Raw genomic sequence first — 20,995 nt, 5'->3', positions numbered from 1 at the left:
GGAGTCCGCATGCCCGTTTTGAGTCCCATGCAAGGAGGACTTGGCAGTTCAGGCGCCTCGGTCCGAGCGGATGAGGACATCTTCGCGTTTCCGGTCTCGCCTGCGCAGAAGCGAATCTGGCTTCAAAACGAAGAGCGGCCCGGGAATTCGGCCTATAACGCTTCATTTCGCTGGAGTCTGGAAGGTCATTTGGATCCTTCGGCGTTGCAGCAATGTTTCAACGAGATTGTGGCTCGGCACGAGGTCCTCAGAGCCACCTTCGCCTGGATTGACGGTGATGTCCGTCAATTGATTTCCCCTACGTTGAGGTTGCTCATCCCGGTTACCGATCTCCGGAATCGACCGGCGTCAGGAAAAGAAGCCGAGATCGAGCGGATGTGTGCGGCCGAAGCGACCCGGCCATTCAATGTCGAAAAGGGGCCGTTGATCCGCGTTGCCCTGCTCCGTGTCGATGAGCTTCGGTATGTGCTGATGCTGACACTCCATCACATCATTTGCGATGGTTGGTCGATCAGCGTCATCCTGCGCGAGCTGAAGGAGTTCTATACCGCTCGCGCCGAGTGCAGGGCGGCCGAGCTGCCTGCGCTTCCCATTCAATTTCCGGATTATGTGATCTGGAGCGCGGAACGTGCGGAAGAAGCGTGGGATCGTGAAATTGGCTATTGGAAGCGTAAGTTGCGGGGTTACCGGCCGGTCAGGCTGGCGCCGACGGTGCATCATCGCGGCGGATCAACGACGAACGGAGCGATCGTCTCGCGCCTGCTGCCGAAGAACATGACAAATGACCTGAAATCGTTCAACGAGAAGTACGGCGGAACGATGTTCAGCACTGCGTTCGCGGCTTGCGCTGTAATACTCCACCGACATACCGGCGCGACTAATCTCGCGATGTGGACTCCGCTCGCGGGCCGAAGCCTCACCGAACTTGAGAATCTGGTAGGGCTGTTTGTCAACCAGATCGCCCTGCGGCTCGATCTTTCGGGCGACCCGGGATTTGACCAACTGGCTGCTCATGCCCGGGACGAGGTATGGGATGCACTCGGTCATCAGGTTGTTCCATTCGAGAGTGTCATCGCTGAGCTACCGGAGGACGATAGACCGCGAAACGGGCAATTTTGCTCCGTCAATTTCGTCTGCCAGCGCGCATTTGGCGGCGCCGTCAATTCCGAGTTTGATTTTGCAGGAGTGCGTGTTTCGCCGATCCCGTCGAAGTCTCCGGGAGCTCTCTATGATCTCAACTTCTTCCTCGTCGAAAGGGCTGAAGGGTGGCGCCTGTCGCTTGAGTACGACACGGATCTCTACACCGAAGCCACGGCAAATCTGCTGGTCGAAGGCATGGTGCAGGTTCTTCAAGCGATCGCCGTGGATTCTTCCCTGAAGCTTTCCACACTGACTGCCGTCCATCCTGCCGATTCGGAACCATCCACGGCGCCAGCGCACGAAGGGGTCGTCGTATCGTTGGCAGAGCCAGAGGAATCGCCGCTTGCGGATGACAGCTGCGAGCTGCCGGCAAGCGTCAGTCAACTCAGATTCTGGAATCTATCGAGGTTGCGGCCTGATAGCGCCGCATTCAACATGCCTGCCTCGGTTCGAATTGCAGGCCCACTCTCGATCGACCTTCTCCAAAAGAGCCTGACGTCAATCGTCGAGAGGCACGAAGGCCTTCGTACGACCTTCAGGGAGGCCGAAGGCGAACTGAAGCAGATCATATCGAGCCGCACAGATTGCGAGCTTCACTTCTCCGATCTGAGCGAGATGTCGCAGCAGGCGGATTTCGAAGTCGGGGATCTTCTGCGCGAAGAGGCACAAGAGCCGTTTGATCTCGAACGTGGACCTCTTGCAAGAGCGCTCTTGCTTCGTCTCGGTCCTGAGGACCACGTGCTCGCAATCACCGTACACCACATCATTTCTGACGGTTGGTCGCAAAGTATTCTACAGCGAGAGATCTGGGTGACGTACGAAGCGCTCGTAGCGGGCCGGCAGCCTGTCCTTGCGCCCATACCAATTCAGTACGCTGATTTTGCGGTCTGGCAGCGCGATTGGCTTAACTCTGAAGAAGCCAATGGGCATCTTGCTTACTGGATGCAGTCGCTCACAGGGCCGCTTCCCGTGTTGGATTTTCCGACCGACCAACCGCCGGGACAGCGCCAGCAGGTCCGCGGTGCGATCGAACGGCTCTGCTTGCCTGCCGATCTGACCGAGCAGCTGAAGGACCGGAGCCGCGCGGCAAACGTAACGATGTACATGCTGACCTTGGCGGCATTCGCGGTGTTGTTGGAGCGCTACACCGGTCAGCAAGATCTGACGATCGGCTCCCCAAGTGCAAACCGAAGCACCCAGACGGAGAATGTCATCGGGCCGTTTTCGGGACCGATCGCCATTCGGCTCAATCTGGGTGGTCAGGAGAAACTGAGCGATGCGCTGAGGCACGCCAGCCAGCTGATCATGAATGCACTCGACCACGCGGCCTTTCCGTTTGAAAGCATTATGACAAAGCTCAAAATGCGGTCCGTTCGTGGTAGAAACCCTCTCTTTCAATTCTACTTTCTCTACCAGTCGGCATTTCTTCAGCGTCGCGACGCGGGCGGCCTGGCCATTACACCGATTCCGACGACCAGCGTTGGCAATCCGTTCGAGTTGCAACTCGCGATTATCGAGCGCGAAGGGAGCGTGTGGCTGAACCTCGAATACGATCGAGGTTTGTTCGAAGCTACATCGATACGTAACATTCTCTCGTTCTATCAATCGATACTCGAAGAGATTGCAAGGAATCCAGACAAGCGGATTGTTGATCTGACGCCGCCGCTCGTCCCGCGACCGTCGATGTCGGTCGAGGCGGCCTCGTCGGGGCGGACAGATTATCTTGCGCCGCGCAATCCATGCGAGGCTAAGCTGGCGGCCATATGGGAGAGGCTATTCGACTTGCCAAAAGTCGGGGTCAGCGACGATTTCTTCGATCTGGGCGGGCACTCGCTGCTGGCAGCATCGTTGATCGGCGAGATAAAGAAAGAGTTCGGCGTAAAGATTGATCTCTCAAAGTTGCTCGTCGACCGCACCATCGAGCAGATCGCCGCCGCGATAACTGCGGAGGATGAAGGCCCGCGCTCGTCCTTGATTCCTCTTCGGGCGTCCGGGACAAGAGCGCCCCTCTTTTGTGTACACGGTGGTGGTGGCCATGTGCTTGGCTATGAAGAGCTTGCCAAGGCGCTTCCTCACGATCAGCCGGTGTACGGACTGGCGTCGCCAGAGCTCGACGGCGCTCAGAAGGCGATGACCATCGATGAGCTGGCGAGATTGTACAACAGCGAGATAAGGCGTCTGCAGGCGAAGGGGCCATATCGGATATGCGGTTATTCGTTCGGCGGAGTCGTCGCATTCGAGATGGCGAAGCAGTTGATCGAGGAAGGGGAGGAAGTGCCCATCCTTGTGATGCTGGATACGGGCAATAGGGGATATTATAGGCACCTGCCTTTCAAGGAATGGTGCCGTTTCTGGAGCGTTCGGTGCGTTGATCGCGCGAGGCGATACTATCGCAGGATAGCGGACCACCGGGTCGACGTCGCTCTCTCAAGCGCATTCTTCTTTGTCAGAAAAAACCTACATTTGCGATTGTGGACGCTCACACGGCGTTTCGCTCGCCTAGCAAACCGGCCGATGCCGGTTCAACTGCGCGACAATCAGACGATGTTCAAGGCTTTGGCGAGATCGTATGAACCTGCGCCAATCCCGGCGCGGATTGTCCTTTTCCGGGTCGACGAGCGGGATCCGGAATATAGCCTCAATGAATCTTTGGGCTGGGAGCTGGTCGCACTGAAGGGCGTGAGCGTCAACTACGTCTCCGGGGACCATCTGTCGTTCATGCACGAGCCACATGTTTCGAAAGTAGCGGAACGGCTGAAGGAATATCTTGGCTAGCGATTGCGGTCGACGTGGATTCTGAGCCTGAAAAGGGCTGCCGCGCGACTTGACCGCGAGGAGGCGGACCGATGCGCATTTGGGAGCTTTCTTCGGGCATCGTGCTGATCGCTTATGTCATTTACGCACTTTCGCCGTATCGCAACGATTATCCCTGGCTGGCCTATCTTCCTTTCCTATGCATTCCAATCTTCGCGTTTCATGTCCAGTTCGAAGGGCCCCGGTGGGAGATGGCCCCGATCTATTTCACGTTCGTGGCCTGCCTATATCAGGAAATGGCGCCTCAGCGGACGATGGACATCCAGACGCATTATATCGTCGCGTCGATCGGATTGTGCTGCATTGGTGCCGGCATTCTCCTGAGTACGAGTCTCCCTGTATTCCAACTTCCAGCACCGAGGGGCCCTTACGCTGTCGGTACCAGCATTCGACATCTGGTCGACCGAAGTCGCGTGGAATTGGCCCAGCCCGACTTTCCGCGAGAGCTGATGGTGCAGATCTGGTATCCGGCTGATGAGACACCCAAGGGTAGACGGGCAGCTTACCAGGATAGAGCCACCACCACGTTCTGGAACGCGCGCTTTTCGCTCGTGAGAACGCATTCTGTCGTTGACGCTGCTGTCGCGGGGTCGAACGGGCGCTATCCGGTCATATTATATGTACCATCGTGGAACGGGATGAGAACCGAAAACACCCATTTGGCCGAGGAGTTGGCAAGCCAAGGTTATGTGGTGGTCGGAATAGACCATCCTTACAGTTCCTTCTCTACTGTGTTTCCCGATGGCCGTGTGATTATAAGCAGGCTGTTGGACGAAGAGTTTTTCAGGACGGACGCCTCCTTCAATCGGTTTCTGAAGACAGCCGAAACGGAAGTGCGCAACAGAGCGGAAGATGCCCGATTTGTGCTGAGTGCCTTGGAGCGGCTCGATGCCGCGGACCAGACGGATCCGATCGCGCATCGTCTCGATCTTGACCACGTTGGGATATTCGGTTTCTCCCTGGGAGGGGGAGTTGCGGCGCAGACCTGCTGGCTCGACCGGAGATTCAAGGCATGCCTCAACATGGATGGTTTGATGGCGGGGGAATCATTGAAGAGCGGTGCGATTGCCCCATTGTTTTTCATGAGCGAGGTCGACCCACGCCCACCGCCTTATCCTACCGATATTAGTCCGGCGAAGCGTCGCGAGAAGGAGCTGTACTGGGAACAGTTTGCTCAAGCCAGGGAGCTTTTTTCCACGTTCGGTGGGTATTGGTTGACGATCGATCGAGCGAAGCATTTCAACTTTTCCGATTATGCATTTTCGTCCCCGTTGCGTCTTTTCAGTCGCTCCGGGAGCATCGATCCGGAGAGAGCAGCCCGCACGATCGGCCAACACACCCTTGCGTTCTTCGAGTTCTACCTGAAGGGCAATCCCCGTCCGTTGGCAGATGAACCGGATTCAAATGGAACGGACGTTCGCTTCGAAAGGGCAAGATCTCATGTCGAGGCCAAGCCGTAGTCCCGGCTGGAAACATCTCTGCAAATGCCGGCAACTGGGTGGTCGGCAAAGACACGTGCACAATTATCTCGAACACAGCATCCGCAGTGGCGGTAGTGGGATTAACCAAAATGGAGCGAAAATCCCCGGATACTTGGAACGAACGATATCCTGATGATCGTCGGCCGACGTCAAGTTTGACCTGTAACTTCGTTCTTCCATGGGAAGGCACACCTCCCATGGCTCGTGGAGATATTCGCGTTCGAGGCTGGCAAGAAGAGCTTTCCGGGCCGGCAATCACCACACTGGCAATCCGAAACTCACAATGAACATGTCCAAGTTGCCCGCACCATTGCAGTATCTTCTTTCAGCGCGCCCGATTCTCTTTGTTCGAGGCATGATGGGGCATCTGCTCGCCCTTTTCAGATCATCGTATCTCAGGCATCGCGGTGCGTATGCGACATATGAGGAGGCCGCTGCGGCGGTCCGGAGCGGCGCACTTGTCGGCTACAACAACGACGAAGTTGTCATGCACTCCTTGGAGTACATGTCGGAACTCAAGCTCGAAGACTACCCGATTCTGTTCTGGCTAAATCGTCTTGCACCGGAGACCAGAGCCATTCTCGACGCTGGCGGTCACCTGGGGACCAAATACCGGGCCTTCGGCAGGCACCTGGAACTGAGAGGAAGGGTCGATTGGGTCATTTATGACTTGCCCGCGATCGTCCGAGCTGGACGCCGTTTTCTGGACGAAGGGAAATTGAGTGGACCTACGTTCATAGATGATCTGGCCAAGGCTCGGGAAACCGACGTTCTCCTCGCTTCGGGCTTGCTGCAATATCTCGATGTCCCCTTTGACGCCTTTCTCAGAAAGCTGCCATCGTTGCCGCGTCATCTGCTTCTCAACAAGGTTCAAACCCGCGAAGGCCCAACGGTCGTGACACTCGAAAACTTTGAGTGCGCGGAGATCCCGTACCAAATTCGCAACAGGGCGGAGTTCCTCGCCAGCCTCGACAAGCTTGGGTACGACATCGTCGACGAATGGTCGATTCCAAGCCTGTGCAGGACAATTCAGACCCACCCGCATTTGGGCCGCTCGTCCAGCCGTGGCTATTATGCAAGACTGCGGTTGGTGTAGCTCGTTGTTTTGACGACGAAGCTGATTTATCCGGTAATATTCGCCGCGTTGCCTGGCCGCCTCATTTCATCGAAAGGCGACGGCGGCGCCTTGATTGATGGCACAAGAAAAATATTGGGCATGTCTCAGATTGCAGCGTTTTTCAGACCGAAGCTACCCATGGTCAGGCTCCTCGCGGGATCAGTCGGAAGTCTGGCTACTGGTGTCGTTGCGCAGGCGATCGCTTTTATCCTTCTTGCGCGCTCCCTAGGCACGGCGCAGTTTGGCGAACTGACGACGATCAGCGCAGTGACGGCGCTTGCAAACACCTGGTGCGGATTTGGGCCGGGAGAGGCGCTACGCCGAATCGTGAGCCGCGACCCTGCGCGATATGCCGAGGCGCTTGGTCATACGCTCCTCGTCATCCTTGTCACGGGTGCCGTACTGACGGTCGTGGTCGTTCCCTGCATGTTTTTTGCGCCGGGAATTCACAGTGGCAGCCGGGGTGCCTGGCTTCAGGTTCTGCTTCTTCTGGTGCCGGTCAATATTGCATTCCCCTCCTTCTTCAGCCTGGTCGAGAACATCTTTCTGGCCCGCGGGGACTTTAAGACGGCCAACTTGATCAACGGCGGAACCGGTGTGGTTCGCGCCCTGGCCGCGGTCGCGGCGTGTGGTCTCTTTGGGGTGACTTCATTGGACAACTGGGCCGTGTGGTGGGCGGTGGTCCACGTCGCCATCGGCGTTGTCTGTGTTGCCCTGATCTGGCGGTTTGGGCGCCCCCAATTGTGCGTGCTCCGCCGAGAGTTGTGGTTAGGCGGAAGCCTCGCGTTTTCGAGCTTTCTCATCATGCTTCGGCACAGCGTGGACGTTCTCGTGCTGAGTGCTGTCACCTCGCCTGAGTTCGTCGGCGTCTATGGTGCGGGCCGGAGATTGATAGGTGCTGCACTCGTCGTGCCGGGCTCGTTTGATCGTGTCATCTACGGGAAACTCGCAGTTGCCGGCCGAGATGGGCCTCAGTCCAGCCTTGCGCTCGCAACGAAATACCTTCCCTACTCGGTCGGCATCAGTGCGGTGACAAGCGTCGGCCTGTTCCTGATCGCACCTTACATGCCATACGTGTTCGGCCACGCGTTTGTTGCGTCATCGGACGTTGTCAGAACCCTCGCGTGGACGGTGATCCCGACCGCCATCCAATTCCTCGCGTTCGACGCGCTCAATGCGGCGGAGCACCATAAGATGTCGACGGTCGTAAGCGGTGTCGCAAATGCCGTCGGCGCCATGATGGTGGTTTTGCTGGGCACCAGCAACGGGACATCCGGAATCTACGTCGCCCTTTATTTCTCCGACATCTTACGGGGCGGGGGGCTATGGCTCGCTCTCAACCTATCGGCGCGCCGACAACGGCACGTAGGAGCCTACTAGAATTCCATGAGATCCGCGGCTCATCTCGAACTCGCATATCTACTCAAATGCTCTGCGCTCTGATGTTTAGAGCGTTATGTGGAGGAAGTCAGATCCGCACCGGCGGCCCCCCAAAGCGTCCGTAGTCCATCACACCTACGCGCGCCAAGGGGAAAAGGGATCGCTAGGCATGTCCTTTGCGGTCGCGTCGAGCGGCCTCAACGATTGCGATGCGACCAATCGGGAAAGAGAATGATGCCGTGGGCGGGTGTCCAAAAGCCGGATCGAGTAGGCCCGGCAGGGCGCACAGGAGAAACACTCTGTGCCGCACTTAGTCGAGCATGAAGACGGACAGCTGGTGCTGAAAGATCCGTGCCAGCTGTTGCCCAGTCCAGAATTTGGGAAACGGTTTATCGGGCGGGCCTGGCTACGGGCCCGTCGATCGCGACAGGCTGTCTCTACTGGTTATAGCCATATTGCGTATAGTGCTTGTTGACGTAATAGGTCCTGTTCTCGCCGTCGTACTTGTAAAGTCTATCCATATTGACTTTGTTGAGAACGATACCGAGCGCATTTTCCGAAATGCCAGGAGCCCTGCTCAGGGCATGCTCGACAACATCGACCTTCGTAGCGCCCCATTCGACGACGAACAGATATGCGTCGATCAGGTGGGTCGTCGCCTTTGCGTCGACAACGGGCGCAAGGGGCGGCAAGTCTACGATGATGTAAGCGTACTCCTCGCGAAGTTGGTCCATGAACGTCTTCGTAAGCTGCGCGCCCATTATCTCGTTGCTTTGAACGAAAAGGCCATTGGTGATTGTCGGCAGGAACGAAAGATACTGGGACTGGTCGGACCAAACGGCATCTGCGAGGGGTGTTCTTCCCGAGATGACATCGAGAAAACCTACCTTCGCCTTGGAGGCCAATGAACGCGTCAGAGCCGGATTTCGAAGATCGAAGTCCAGAAGCATCACTTTTGCCCCGGCTGCCGCTATGGTCAGCGCGAGGGAAATCGCCACAGTCGATTTACCTTCTCTGGGCAGCGATGAGGTCATGCCGATCACTTTGGCGCCTTTGCCCGGGCAATTTAGATCTATTGCCAACTTAATCGAACGCATCGCTTCTGCATGGTGCGAAAGAGGGGAGTCGACGGTGGCCCAGGCAGGCCCCTTCGAACGCATAAGCTTCCTTTCGCCCTCTAGGGGCGGCACCAGCGACGGACCGTTTTCGGTCTCGTCGTTCTTCCAGAGCGGTACTGGCGTAATGCAATTCATCTGCAGCTGCCGTTCAACCTGGCCGACGCTACGAAATACATTGTCAGTGAACTCACGAAGAAAGGCCAGTCCAAGGCCGAGGGCAATTCCCCCGCCGAGAATTCCGGCTAGGATCTTCATCGTGGATTTGTACTCGCGGTCCAGCGCCGGCGCCGCGCGCGTGATCACTCTTGCCTCCGTGACCGGAAACGATTTTTGCTCGACCGACTCGAGATATCGTTTGTTCAGATTGTCGTACAGTTCCTTGGTGCTGGTCGCTGTGCCCTCGAGCTCGCGTAACCTCACCTGATTGCGGGTGGATGAATCCGATTGGGAAACCGCTTGGGCCACTTCTGTTTCCAGGCCCTTTTCGCGGCGCAAGGCGAGATCGTAGTCGCTCTTGAAGGCCTCGCCGACCCGGCGAAGCTCGTCGATCATGGCGGAGCGAACCTGCTTGGCCTGACTGTGCAGATTGATCACCGCAAGATGGTCGCTTCCAAACTTCGCAGACCATTCCTTTTCTTTATTGGTAAGTTCGATCAGTTGGCTTCGGAGCTTGGCGATCGGTTCGTTGATGGGAACATCCGTCACCAGGGCATTGGAGTTATCGGCTGAAAGAGCTGATTGAACCACTGCATTGACGCGCTCAAGCCGGGCCTTTGCTTCGGATGTCTGTCCACGCGCGGTCAGCAACTGGCCGTTGAGCTCGGAAAGTTGCTGCTCGCTCATGAGCCGCCCGCCGGTATCGACGATGCCGTTCTTGACCTTGAATTCCACGACCGCATGTTGGGCCGCCATGGTCTGCTCTCGCATCTCCTTGACGCGTCCCTCCAGCCAGGCACTCGCCTGTCGCGTCGCCTGATACTTTGAATCCAGCTGATCGGCGATGTATGCATCGGCAAAGGCATTGGCGAACTGCGCCGCCTGCTCGGGATCACGGCTTTCGTAGCTGATCTCGATAATCCAGGCGATGCCGAGGCGCTTGACCGTCAGATGCTTCTGAAGGACTGCCACCAATTGCCGGGTGTACGCAAATTCGCTCGGCGGTTTCGACGAGCCGAACCAGCCTGCATGGGCGGCCGGAATACTGTCGGTCAGACGAAGCTTCTTTATGACTTCGAGCGCCAGCTTCTCGGATTTCAGGATCTCGAGCTGACTCTCGACGGCGGACGACGTATCGATGATCAATTCGCCCGCGGGTTGAAACAGTTGGAATTTCGTTGTGTCGATTCCTACAGTCGCTGTCGCTTTGTAAGTCGCCGGCACGAGCAGGACATAGGAAGTAGCTGCAGCTATGGCCAATACGATGGCAATGCATACGACCCAGGCTTGGCGTCGCGCGAAACCTAGAACCATCTGGATGTATTGAGCGGAGGAACCGGACGTTAATCCTGTCTGTTCCGGCTCGAATGAAGAAAGCCTGCGATCTTTGTTCAGCTGAAGCATCAAAGAACCCAAATTAAATTGGAGCGCACTTGCGATATGTATTTAAATCTAGCACGCTTGCCGGGCTGCTTCCATGAGGAACCTGCTGCTTGCCGGGTATGGAGGCGGTTTGATCGATTTAAAGGTTAAGATGTTGAAGTGTTGGGGCTATTCCTCGAATAATTGTAAATGGGAGAGGCGCGGCTTAAAATTGCAAGTTGGAAAACGCCGAGTCGGGCCAGAAATCCGGTATTTAAAACAAGATGATTGTTGGTAGACGCTGATGTCTGAACTTTCTGGGCACCCGCTGGATGTCGCCACTGAACGGGCATTGCCCCGTCTGAGCGTCCGGCGTGGATTGGGGGCGACGGTGACGGCGGTACAGGGCGCACCCCTTCCGATACGTCTGGTGCTAGGGGTGCTTTTCATCTTCTACTTTCCAGCTTTTACGATTCAGTTGGCGCTGGATATGACGACCGGTCGCTGGGTAGGCTCGACAACGCTGCAGATCATAACGATTAGCTCAGAGCTGTTTGCGTTCGTAGCCTTGATCATGTCGCCGTCCACCAGAACGCTCGCCTTTCAATGCTGGCCGGTCTGGGTGCCGGTTTTGGTGGCATTTGCTTCGGCTGCATGGTCCTACAACCGTATGGCGACGATTCAGGCCGCCAACACCTACATGACCACGGCATTGCTTGGGCTTGTAATCATCGGATCAATGCCTGGATTTCGATCGATCGTATTCGTAGTCCGAACCATGGCCGTCGGATGCCTCCTGAGCATTATCTGGGTCGTGTTGTTCCCGGAGACTGCTATTCACCAGTTGACTGACCCGTACCAAACCGTTCACGCGGGCCTGTGGCGCGGAGTATTCAGTCACAAGCAAGGTCTTGGATACTTTTCCGGGGTCACGCTCGGACTTCTGTTGTTCTATCGAACTTCGATTTTTTCCGCGCCGGTTTTGGCATGTTTTCTGGCCTTCAGCGGCGGATGCCTGATCGGCACGCAATCGGCTACCGGAATGATCGCTGCGGTGATCGTGCCCGCGTTCCTGTCGATGGCATATTTGGTTGCCCGCCTGCCATATCCGCTTCGCCAGCCCATGTTCGTCAAATTCGGCATCGGCATCGGCATTCTCGGCCTGGCATTCAAGCTCGGCCTCCTCAATTACGTGATCGTTGGGATCCTCGGGAAATCCACCGATCTCACCGGCCGGGCTGATTTCTGGCCGATCATCCTGAAAAACTTCTATAGCTCTGGTTATAGCTTGCTCGGAGGAGGCTTCGGGGCTCGTATCGCTGATAATATGTCCGAATGGAGTGTCGACAACGGCTACGTCGACAAGTTTCTTGAGTTTGGCTACGCGTTCACTCCGCTGATTTTCGGAGCGTTCATCGCGATCTTGTGGGGCGCAATCCGCTTGGTCATCGCAAACCCCGCAGGGCAAGCGAGCACCAACATCTTCCCGTTCGCAATCTGGTCGGTCACCCTCGTCCTGAACATCTCCGAGAGCAATTTCATGACGAAATGCCTTAGCACGGTGCTGACCTCGATCATTGTCGGTATGGTGGTTCAGCAGACCCGATTGCTGTCATCGCAAGCGCGAAAGTCGACGGTCGAATATAGGCGGGTTGACTGATTTCGAGATTTTCGAGATCCGAGACAAACTCCGACGGGTAACCTGCAGCGCTGGGAAACGGTGTAAGCGCAACTCCACCTGGCCCGCGCGTGCTCCAGGCAGAGCGATGCCGCGTTCGCGGACTTTCGGACACATGGAGCCGAGAGGTGCAGCGCAATTGCATCAAAGCCTCGCGCGATCGAGGCAATAAATCGTATTCCTCCGATATTTGATTTACGCAGTTAATTTTCGGAAGTGGCCGACTCGGGTCTGATTTACGCCTCCGGTCATCTGCGACACCAAATTAATGGTCGTAGACTTTGGAGAAGGTAATATGATGTGGTTTAAGGCGTCGGTTGAGCCAGAAGTGTCACATTTTGAACAATTGGGGTTCCAAGCGATGCCGCAATAGGCAATTAACCATGTTTTACTGCTTTAGGGTGCAAGATTAGTGCGCCTCTGGTGGTGGGGTGTGCGGGGGTATTTGGCTGCGCATAGAGCGGCCTTCGACGCAGAGGGGATGACGTTGGAATATTCAATTGGAATAGGGGGGTCTGCAAATGCTGGTTGCGGCACGGTACGCCTTGAACTGCCTGAGCTCCAATTAAATCAGACGGCCCAAGGCGTGGGAAATAAATGGCGCAATTCACGGTATGGGCACGAAGATTTTATAAAACTCTACGATTCTAAAAAGCCCGAAATTCATAGGTGGCCTCTCAATTTGATCCAGTAATTCGACTGCATCAGGGCGCTCGTGGCCATCGAAGGGGGCTAACTAAATGGTTTCGCAGATTAATCCGCCCGTAATTCTGGCGGCTTCTCCGGATAATATCGCTTTCGACAAGGATCCCGGTGTTAGTTATTCTGATGAACTGACGCTTGTCGGCACGGCGACTGCATACAGCACGATTACCGTCTATGACGGCACGACCGCGCTTGGCACGACGACGGCTAACAGCGCGGGAGTCTGGTCGTATGCGACGCCCTCACTGACGGATGGTGCGCACAGCTTTACGGCAACCGCGACGGTTGCCGGCGTCACGAGCGTGGCGTCCTCAGCCGTGACGCAAACAATTGCTGGGGCCATTTCCAACTTCTCTCCGCTGACCGACCAATGGTCCTCTCCGATCTCCGTCGGCGGTATGCCGTACTATGCTGAAAATGCCAATATCAACGGCAATGCGCCATGGGCAATCACCCAGCTCGACAGCCACACAATTCGATTCGAGGTGCGCCCGAATGACATCTGGGCGGGCAATGACAGTCATCGCAGCGAAATCAGCGGTGGCACGGTTTACTCGGCGACCTCGACGATAGACCTGTCGTATCAGTTTACGGTTCAGCCCGGGTTCAACGACACAAGCAACGACTTGGATTGGCAAATTCTCGGGCAGTTCCACGCGGACGACAATGACCCGACATACCTGTCAATAGATGGTGGCAATCCGCCGTTTGCGTTCCACCTGACGGGCGCCAACGGATCCGGGGAGGGCGATTATCTCGCCGTCCAGGCATTCTATGCCCTGCCCGGCCAGAAGGCGTGGACGGCAGCGACGCTGCCGAGCGATCCCTTGAACGGCTATCTCTGGGTTTCTCCGACGCCGATCGTTCGCGGTCAAGCTATTGACGTCCACGTCGAGGCCAACTTCCAGAACAATGCGAGCGGATTCCTGGAGGTCTGGATCAACGGCCAGCAGGTCGTCGATTATCACGGCGCGCTCGGATATGGCGGCGGCGTCTATTGGAAAGAGGGAATCTACGAGGGCTGGTCCAGCAATCAGCCCATCACCGTGGATTATGCGAATACCAGCATTACGACGAAGCCCGGCGCGCCGCTCATCCTCGGAAACGTGGTGAATGGCAACCAAGTGATGCTGAACGGCACGGCCCAGGCCAACAGCATCATCACGATATACGATGGTTCGACTAAGCTGGGGACGGCGACGACATCGTCCAACGGTTTATGGTTCTACGAAACCAATACGCTGGCTGTCGGCGGCCATAGCCTTTCCGCTACGGCGACTGACAGTGCCGGCAATGTCGGAGCAGCATCGGCGGCGAGTGCGACGATCGCCGCGTTTACTGGTCCAATTGTCACGCAGGTTACGACATCGGCTCAGACCGGCGAGACTGTGACCGGAAGCTCCATCACATTCACGCTTAAGACGAGCTCGGTCGTGTCGGTGACCGGAACTCCGACCTTGACGCTGAACAATGGCGGCACGGCCGTCTACAGCAGCGGGTCCGGCACCAATACACTCAAATTTACTTACACCGTCGGAGCGAACGATAGCATCGTCAAGGGAGTTGCAATCACCGGCGCCAACTTGCCGAACGGCGCATCGATTACGGATAGCAGCGGAAATGCGGCGATCCTGACTGGCGCCGCCGTCCTGTTTCCCGGGGTCATTATCGACACGCAGCCGGTCAAGACGCCAGTCTTCGGTGATCCCGTGGACAATGGCAACGGCACCTTTACATTCACGGGTACCGCGGGCGCCAATACCACCGTCTATTTCGCGACTTCATATGGCACCGCGTTGGGAAGCGCTCCGGTCGACAGCAACGGTCGCTGGACTTTTACGACTCCCACGTTGGCCGGTAATAGCTGGACCAGCATCCAGGCCTATAACGTCAACTCGCTCGGAGATGTCAGCGCGATTGGGAGTGAAAATGGAATTGGGTTCGGCAACAACTCGAACCTGCCTCCTTCTCCGACCATTACGGGTAACGCCCTGGTTGGAAACGTCGTTACTCTTTATGGCTCAGTGGAAGCCGGCTACTCGATCAGCAAAGTCACCATTTTCGACGGCACCACGCAGATTGGCACCGCCTCGATAAATAGCAACAATACATGGTCGTTCTCGACAAATACCCTGACGAATGGTGTCCATAACTTCTCTGCCAAAGTGACGAATGCGGCCGGCACCAGCTCTGGCTCGGTGTCGGATCCGATCACTGTCGGCACGGTTGGATCCCCGGTCAACACGCCGCCGCCGGTCGACACCACGGTGCCGACGGTGTCGTCGCTGGTGGCCTCGGGTTCTGGCATCACGTCTGGAAATGGCACGCTTGGTGTCGGCGGCGTGGTGACGTTGACGATGAACCTGAGCGAGGCGGTGACGGTGTCCGGCGGCACGCCGACGTTGACGCTGAGCAACGGCGGCACGGCGACCTATGCCGGCGGCTCGGGCAGTAATGCGCTGACCTTCAGCTATACGGTAGGAGCCGGCCAGAATACCTCCGACCTCGCCGTGACAGCCGTCAATCTGAACGCAGCGACGGTGAAGGATGGCGCCGGAAACACGGCGAACCTGGCTGGTGCGGTTATCAACCCGTCGGGCACCTTGCAAATCGACACGACGGTGCCGACGGTGTCGTCGCTGGTCGCCTCGGGTTCTGGCATCACGTCTGGAAATGGCACGCTTGGTGTCGGCGGCGTGGTGACGTTGACGATGAACCTGAGCGAGGCGGTGACGGTGTCCGGCGGCACGCCGACGTTGAAGCTGAATAACGGCGGCACGGCGACCTATGCCGGCGGCTCGGGCACCAACGCCTTGACCTTTAGCTACACGGTCGGTGCCGGCCAAAACACCTCCGACCTCGCCGTGACGGCGGTGAATCTGAACTCGGCGGTGGCGAAGGATAGCGCCGGCAACATTGCCAACCTGGCCGGCGCGGTGGCCAATCCGTCCGGCACGCTGCAAATCAACACTGCTGCAACGACGGTATCGTCGGTGGCGGCCTCGGGCACCGGGATCACTTCGGGGAACGGCATTCTGAATGCCGGCGACGTGGTGACGTTGACGGTGAATCTGAGTTCTGCGGTGACGGTGGTCGGCGGTACGCCGACGCTGGCCCTAAACGGCGGTGGCACGGCGACCTATGCCGGCGGCTCGGGCACCAATGCCCTGACTTTCAGCTATACGGTGGGAGCCGGTCAGAACACCTCCGACCTCGCGGTGACGGCGGTGAACCTGAACTCGGCGACAGTGAAGGATAGCGCCGGCAACACTGCAAACTTGGCCGGCGCGGTGACCAATCCGTCCGGCACGCTGCAGATCGACACCACGGCGCCGACGGTGTCTTCGCTGGCGGCCTCGGGCACCGGGATCACCTCGGGGAACGGCATTCTGAATGCCGGCGACGTGGTGACGTTGACGGTGAACCTCAATGAAGCAGTGACGGTGGCAGGCGGCACTCCGACGCTGAAGCTGAACAATGGCGGTGTTGCGGCCTATACGGGTGGGTCCGGCACGAAGGTCCTGACCTTCAGCTACACGGTTGGAACTGGCCAGAATACGTCGGACCTCGCGGTGACGGCGGTGAACCTGAACTCGGCGACGGTGAAGGATAGCGCCGGCAACACTGCCAATCTGGCCGGCGCGGTGACAAACCCCTCCGGCACGCTGCAAATCGACACCACGACGCCGACGGTATCGTCGGTGGCTGCCGCTGGCACCGGGATCACCTCGGGGAACGGCATTCTAAATGTCGGCGACGTGGTGACGTTGACGGTGAACCTCGATGAAGCAGTGACGGTGGCAGGCGGCACCCCTACGTTGAAGCTGAACAATGGCGGTGTTGCAGCCTATACGGGTGGGTCCGGCACGAAGGTCCTGACCTTCAGCTACACGGTTGGAACTGGCCAGAATACGTCGGACCTCGCGGTGACGGCGGTGAACCTGAACTCGGCGACGGTGAAGGATAGCGCCGGCAACACTGCCAATCTGGCCGGCGCGGTGACAAACCCCTCCGGCACGCTGCAGATCGACACCACGACGCTGACCATCGAAGCCTTGGGCGCGACAAGTCTGGTTAAGGCCGGACGCAACTACTACATGAATCCCGTGGGTGGCGGTTCAGGGCCGGTGCTGAAGTATGGTGACGCGTCCGTGGTCGCAGCGCAATTTGGTGTCTGGACTCCGGTTGCCGCTGAAAAGACGTCGAGCGGCTACCAGATCGCCTGGCAAGCGCCTGGTACGAACCAGTTCATCATCTGGAACACGGACGCCAAAGGCAACTATCAGAGCAACACAGCTGAGCTGTCCGGTAACAGCATTACCCTGGAACAGGCGGAGACCAGCTTTCGACAGGATCTGAACGGGGACGGCACGATCGGTGTCCCGACGACGGTGTCTACGATTGAATCCTCTGGCAGCACAAGCCTCGTGCAGGTTGGCGCGAATTTCTATCTGAATCCCGAGGCTGGCGGTTCGGGACCGCAACTCAAATACGCCGGTTCGGCCGTGGTCGCAGAGCAGTTTGGTGTCTGGACTCCGGTTGCCGCTGAAAAGATGTCGGGCGGTTATCAGATCGCCTGGCAAGCGCCTGGTACGAACCAGTTCATCATCTGGAACACGGACGCCAAAGGCAACTATCAGAGCAACACAGCTGCGCTGTCCGGTGACAGCATTACCCTGGAACAGGCGGAGACCAGCTTTCGACAGGATCTGAACGGAGACGGCACGATCGGTGTCCCGACGACGGTGTCTACGATTGAATCCTCTGGCAGCACAAGCCTCGTGCAGGTTGGCGCGAATTTCTATCTGAATCCCGTGGCTGGCGGTTCGGGACCGCAACTCAAATACGCCGGTTCGGCCGTGGTCGCAGAGCAGTTTGGTGTCTGGACTCCGGTTGCCGTTGAGAAGACGTCGAGCGGCTACCAGATCGCCTGGCAAGCGCCTGGTACGAACCAGTTCATCATCTGGAACACGGACTCCAGCGGCAACTATCGAAACAACACGGGCGTTATCTCGGGGACCAGTGCGTCGTTCGAACGTGCGGAGACCAGCTTCCATCAGGACCTTAATGGGAATGGGGTGATCGGTGTTGCCGGAGCGGCGACAACGGCTATTGAATCATTGGGCAGCACGAGCCTGGCGCAGGTTGGTACGAGTTTCAATTTGACCCCCGTTGATGGGGGCTCCGGACTTGAGCTGAAATACTACGGCTCGCCCGTAGTCGCAGCGCAGTTTGGAGTCTGGACCCCGATCGGTGCGGAGCAGACCCCCAGCGGATACTTGGTTGCATGGCAAGCTCCTGGCACGGACCAGTTCATCCTCTGGACCACCGACAGCAATGGCAACTATCTGAGCGACACTGGCTTGGTGCTTGGAACCAGCGCGGCGCTTCAGCGGGCGGAGAACACGCTCCACCAGGATCTCAACGGCGATGGAGTCATCGTTTTGTCGGGTAGCGGGACGGTCATTGGATCAAACTCGCTCATAGTCGGCAGCGGTGCCAGCGTCGAGCTTGTTGGGGCCTATTCGGGTACAATACGTTTCGCGGGAACTACCGGGTCGCTCATAATTGACCAGTCGACGCAATTCGGTGGCACTATCAGCGGCCAACTCACCAAGGGCGATTTGATCGATTTACGCGACATTACCGCCGGCGCTGGCGCAACCGTCACCTATTCTGGGAATAATTCACCTGGAAATCTCAGCGTGAGTGACGGAACCAATACCGCCAATATTGCCTTGAGTGGCAACTATTCGCTGGGTAACTTCATCGTATCAAGCGATGGAAATGGTGGTACGTTGCTTGTCGATCCACCGCTTTCCACGGCTCAAGGCAACGAGGTCCTGACGAATGGCTCAGAGTCCAAGTCGGCATGGCTCGATTCAATCGACTCCAAGCTCGCACTTTGGTCGCAACATATCGCATCTGCATTCTCTTCCTCGCCGTTCGACACAAGCTCTTCGGGAGCCACTGTGAATTCCGAGACTGGTCGTGCCACTCCAACCTTCCAATTGGCCACGTCAGTAATTAGCCAACAGCAATATCCAAGTTGACTCTCCCAAGGCGCTCGGACCACAGCGGCGATTGGGCGCTGGTACCGCGATCAATCTGTGTGTGCGGTTTCTTCGCAACCTGACCGGTTCTTCGGACTAGGCTGTGTTAAAGCAATGCTTCTGCCTGCAAGGCATTTCAGCGAGAAAAATGCAAACATACTTGAAGATGTTGTTGCTGTGCTTTGTTGCCGTTCATCTGCAGTCACGCGCGAGTATGGCTGCGTCTGAGCGCATTGCTCTCGTTGTCGGGAACGCGTCGTATCGGGGGCAGCAGCGGGCTGAGATCGCGGCAAACGATGCCGGACTCATTGCAGGTGAGTTGCGGGCGGTAGGATTTGAAGTTACCCACACCCGTGACCTGACTAGTGCGAACCTCAAGAGTACATTTTTCGACTTCGTCGAGAAGGTCTCGAAGGCGGGCCCCGATGCGGTTGCTCTGGTGTACTTCAGTGGTTATGCACTTCAGTTTCAGGGGGAAAATTTTCTGCTGCCGGTCGATGCCGATGTCGATATCGACGTTGCCGAAACCTCAATTTTGCCCCGGTTCGCCCTGCGCGTCTCCGATCTGACCCACTCACTTTCGGCGCTTCGCCCACAGGCTGCTCTCGTCATTCTGGATGCCGCGCGCGGAAGTCCGTTTCTGCTTTCGGGGCAGCCACCAGCCAGCGGGCTGGCATGGATCGAGACGGCGCCTAACGTCCTCGTGGCATCTAATGCGGCACCGGGAATGATCTCGCCCGCTTTCCGGAGCAGCGACGGTTACGGCCTTTACGCCAAAGCCATTGCCGAGATGATTGAGGACAGGAATTCCACGCTCGTCGATGGCCTTGTACGTGTCCGTATCCGCGTCAATGAAATGACGCACGGAGAGCAGGTGCCTTGGCACGGCTCAGGCATATTATCGCAGCTCTCACTGTTTGAGCGCGGAATGTCAAAAGAGCCCGAATCCCGGGAAATGGACCGGTTGCGGTTGCGACCGATGTCGGGACTTTCCGGGCAGGATGCTTACTTTGCGGCGCTCTTGCGCGATACGCTCGATTCCTACGCGGATTTTCTGGCGGATCATTGGCGCAATCCGTTGGCCAAGCGCGTTCGCGCCCTTCTGGCGACTCGGCGCGAGGTTCTCCTGTGGCAGAGGGTTTGCCGAGCAGGTGCGTTGGAGAATTTTTGGTCATATTTGGAACGTTACCCGGGCGGTCCACACGCGGATGAAGCGCGCCGCACTCTGCAGAAACGCAAGGCGTCCCCAGTTCCTCCGCCAGGCTTCAGGCAGCCCGAGTACGATATTCCATCTCCGCTGCCGGGCGAGGCGGACTATCTCTTCAGTCCGACGGCTGGATTCGATCCACCGCCGCCGGTGCCCGCTGGTCTCTTGGGGGTGACTGCAGAGACCGCCCTCTTGCCGAAAACTCGGACGTCCGAGGCGGAAGACAGCACGGTCCACAGCAATTCGTCGATGGAGCAGGGAGCGGTCTCTCTCGAAAAGAACGCGTCCTCGACCCCGCTTTCGGATATCAAGCGGGCTCGGTCCTCCAATTCGGAGGGAAGCGTTTCCGAAGGACGTTCCGACACGCAGGCTGGGATCGGGCTGCCCTATTGGGTCTATCCAGATCTGGCGCCGGTGAGGCACAAAGACGATTTGACCAAAGCCTTCGCCTCTCGATTTTCAGAATGGGTAACTTTTGGTCTTTGGCCAACAGCTGAGCTCGGGCTGCATTCCAGTGACCCTGCCTTTACAGGGGCTCTAGTGCCTCCTGCCTCGCTCGACGGCGACGTGCCGGCGGACCAGGCGGCGGTCACGTCCTTGACCGCGCTTCGCCCGTCTCTGACCGAGCCTCAAGCGACGCCACGCGTGCGAATTCCCTTGCCAGTCGCTCGCCCAAGGGCGGGAGCTTCACTTCAGGCAATGCCTAGGCAGCCACTCTCTTCGCGTCGATCGCAACCAACATCGAGTGCGGGCCCGCGCGAAAGGCTCGCGCCGAGCAGGTGAA

The 20,995-nt window shown here is 57.6% G+C and carries 8 protein-coding genes; 7 read left to right on the top strand and 1 reads right to left on the bottom strand.

The window, feature by feature from the left end; genetic code table 11:
- Window positions 1-9 precede the first annotated feature (9 nt).
- The 4 genes from WHZ77_RS29635 (at window position 10) to WHZ77_RS29620 (ending at window position 7,932) form a co-directional block, all read left to right on the top strand.
- Complete coding sequence (locus WHZ77_RS29635; protein WP_375311184.1) at window positions 10-3,915, top strand: condensation domain-containing protein; 3,906 nt, start codon at window positions 10-12, stop codon at window positions 3,913-3,915.
- A gap of 71 nt (window positions 3,916-3,986) precedes the next feature.
- On the top strand, window positions 3,987-5,414 hold the full coding sequence (locus WHZ77_RS29630; RefSeq protein ID WP_375311183.1) for an alpha/beta hydrolase family protein: 1,428 nt from the start codon (window positions 3,987-3,989) through the stop codon (window positions 5,412-5,414).
- A 304-nt stretch (window positions 5,415-5,718) separates the two neighbouring features.
- Window positions 5,719-6,531, top strand: coding sequence for a TIGR04325 family methyltransferase (locus WHZ77_RS29625; RefSeq protein ID WP_375311182.1), 813 nt, complete (start codon window positions 5,719-5,721; stop codon window positions 6,529-6,531).
- 9 nt (window positions 6,532-6,540) lie between these two features.
- A complete protein-coding gene (locus WHZ77_RS29620; protein WP_375311181.1) occupies window positions 6,541-7,932 on the top strand; it encodes a lipopolysaccharide biosynthesis protein in 1,392 nt (463 codons plus the stop codon).
- 437 nt (window positions 7,933-8,369) lie between these two features.
- On the opposite strand, the gene WHZ77_RS29615 is transcribed toward WHZ77_RS29620, so the two are convergent.
- Window positions 8,370-10,610: an AAA family ATPase gene (locus WHZ77_RS29615; RefSeq protein ID WP_375311180.1), complete on the bottom strand. Its 2,241-nt coding sequence runs from the start codon at window positions 10,608-10,610 to the stop codon at window positions 8,370-8,372.
- Window positions 10,611-10,872: 262 nt separating this feature from the next.
- Here WHZ77_RS29615 and WHZ77_RS29610 point away from each other — a divergent pair, with 262 nt between their 5' ends.
- The 3 genes from WHZ77_RS29610 to WHZ77_RS29600 all read left to right on the top strand — a co-directional run bounded on the left by WHZ77_RS29610 (window position 10,873) and on the right by WHZ77_RS29600 (window position 20,994).
- A complete protein-coding gene (locus WHZ77_RS29610; protein ID WP_375311179.1) occupies window positions 10,873-12,228 on the top strand; it encodes an O-antigen ligase family protein in 1,356 nt (451 codons plus the stop codon).
- 758 nt (window positions 12,229-12,986) lie between these two features.
- The gene (locus WHZ77_RS29605) at window positions 12,987-19,004 is read left to right on the top strand and encodes a heparin lyase I family protein (RefSeq protein ID WP_375311178.1); all 6,018 of its coding nucleotides are present in this window, start codon (window positions 12,987-12,989) and stop codon (window positions 19,002-19,004) included.
- A gap of 166 nt (window positions 19,005-19,170) precedes the next feature.
- Entirely contained in the window at window positions 19,171-20,994 is a 1,824-nt protein-coding gene (locus tag WHZ77_RS29600; RefSeq protein ID WP_375314844.1) for a caspase domain-containing protein, read from the top strand.
- The last annotated feature ends 1 nt before the right edge of the window (window position 20,995 follow it).

The organism is Bradyrhizobium sp. A5, assembly GCF_042076515.1.
Taxonomy (GTDB): Bacteria; Pseudomonadota; Alphaproteobacteria; order Rhizobiales; family Xanthobacteraceae; genus Bradyrhizobium; species Bradyrhizobium cosmicum.
This window is presented reverse-complemented; position numbering and strand designations above follow the sequence as displayed.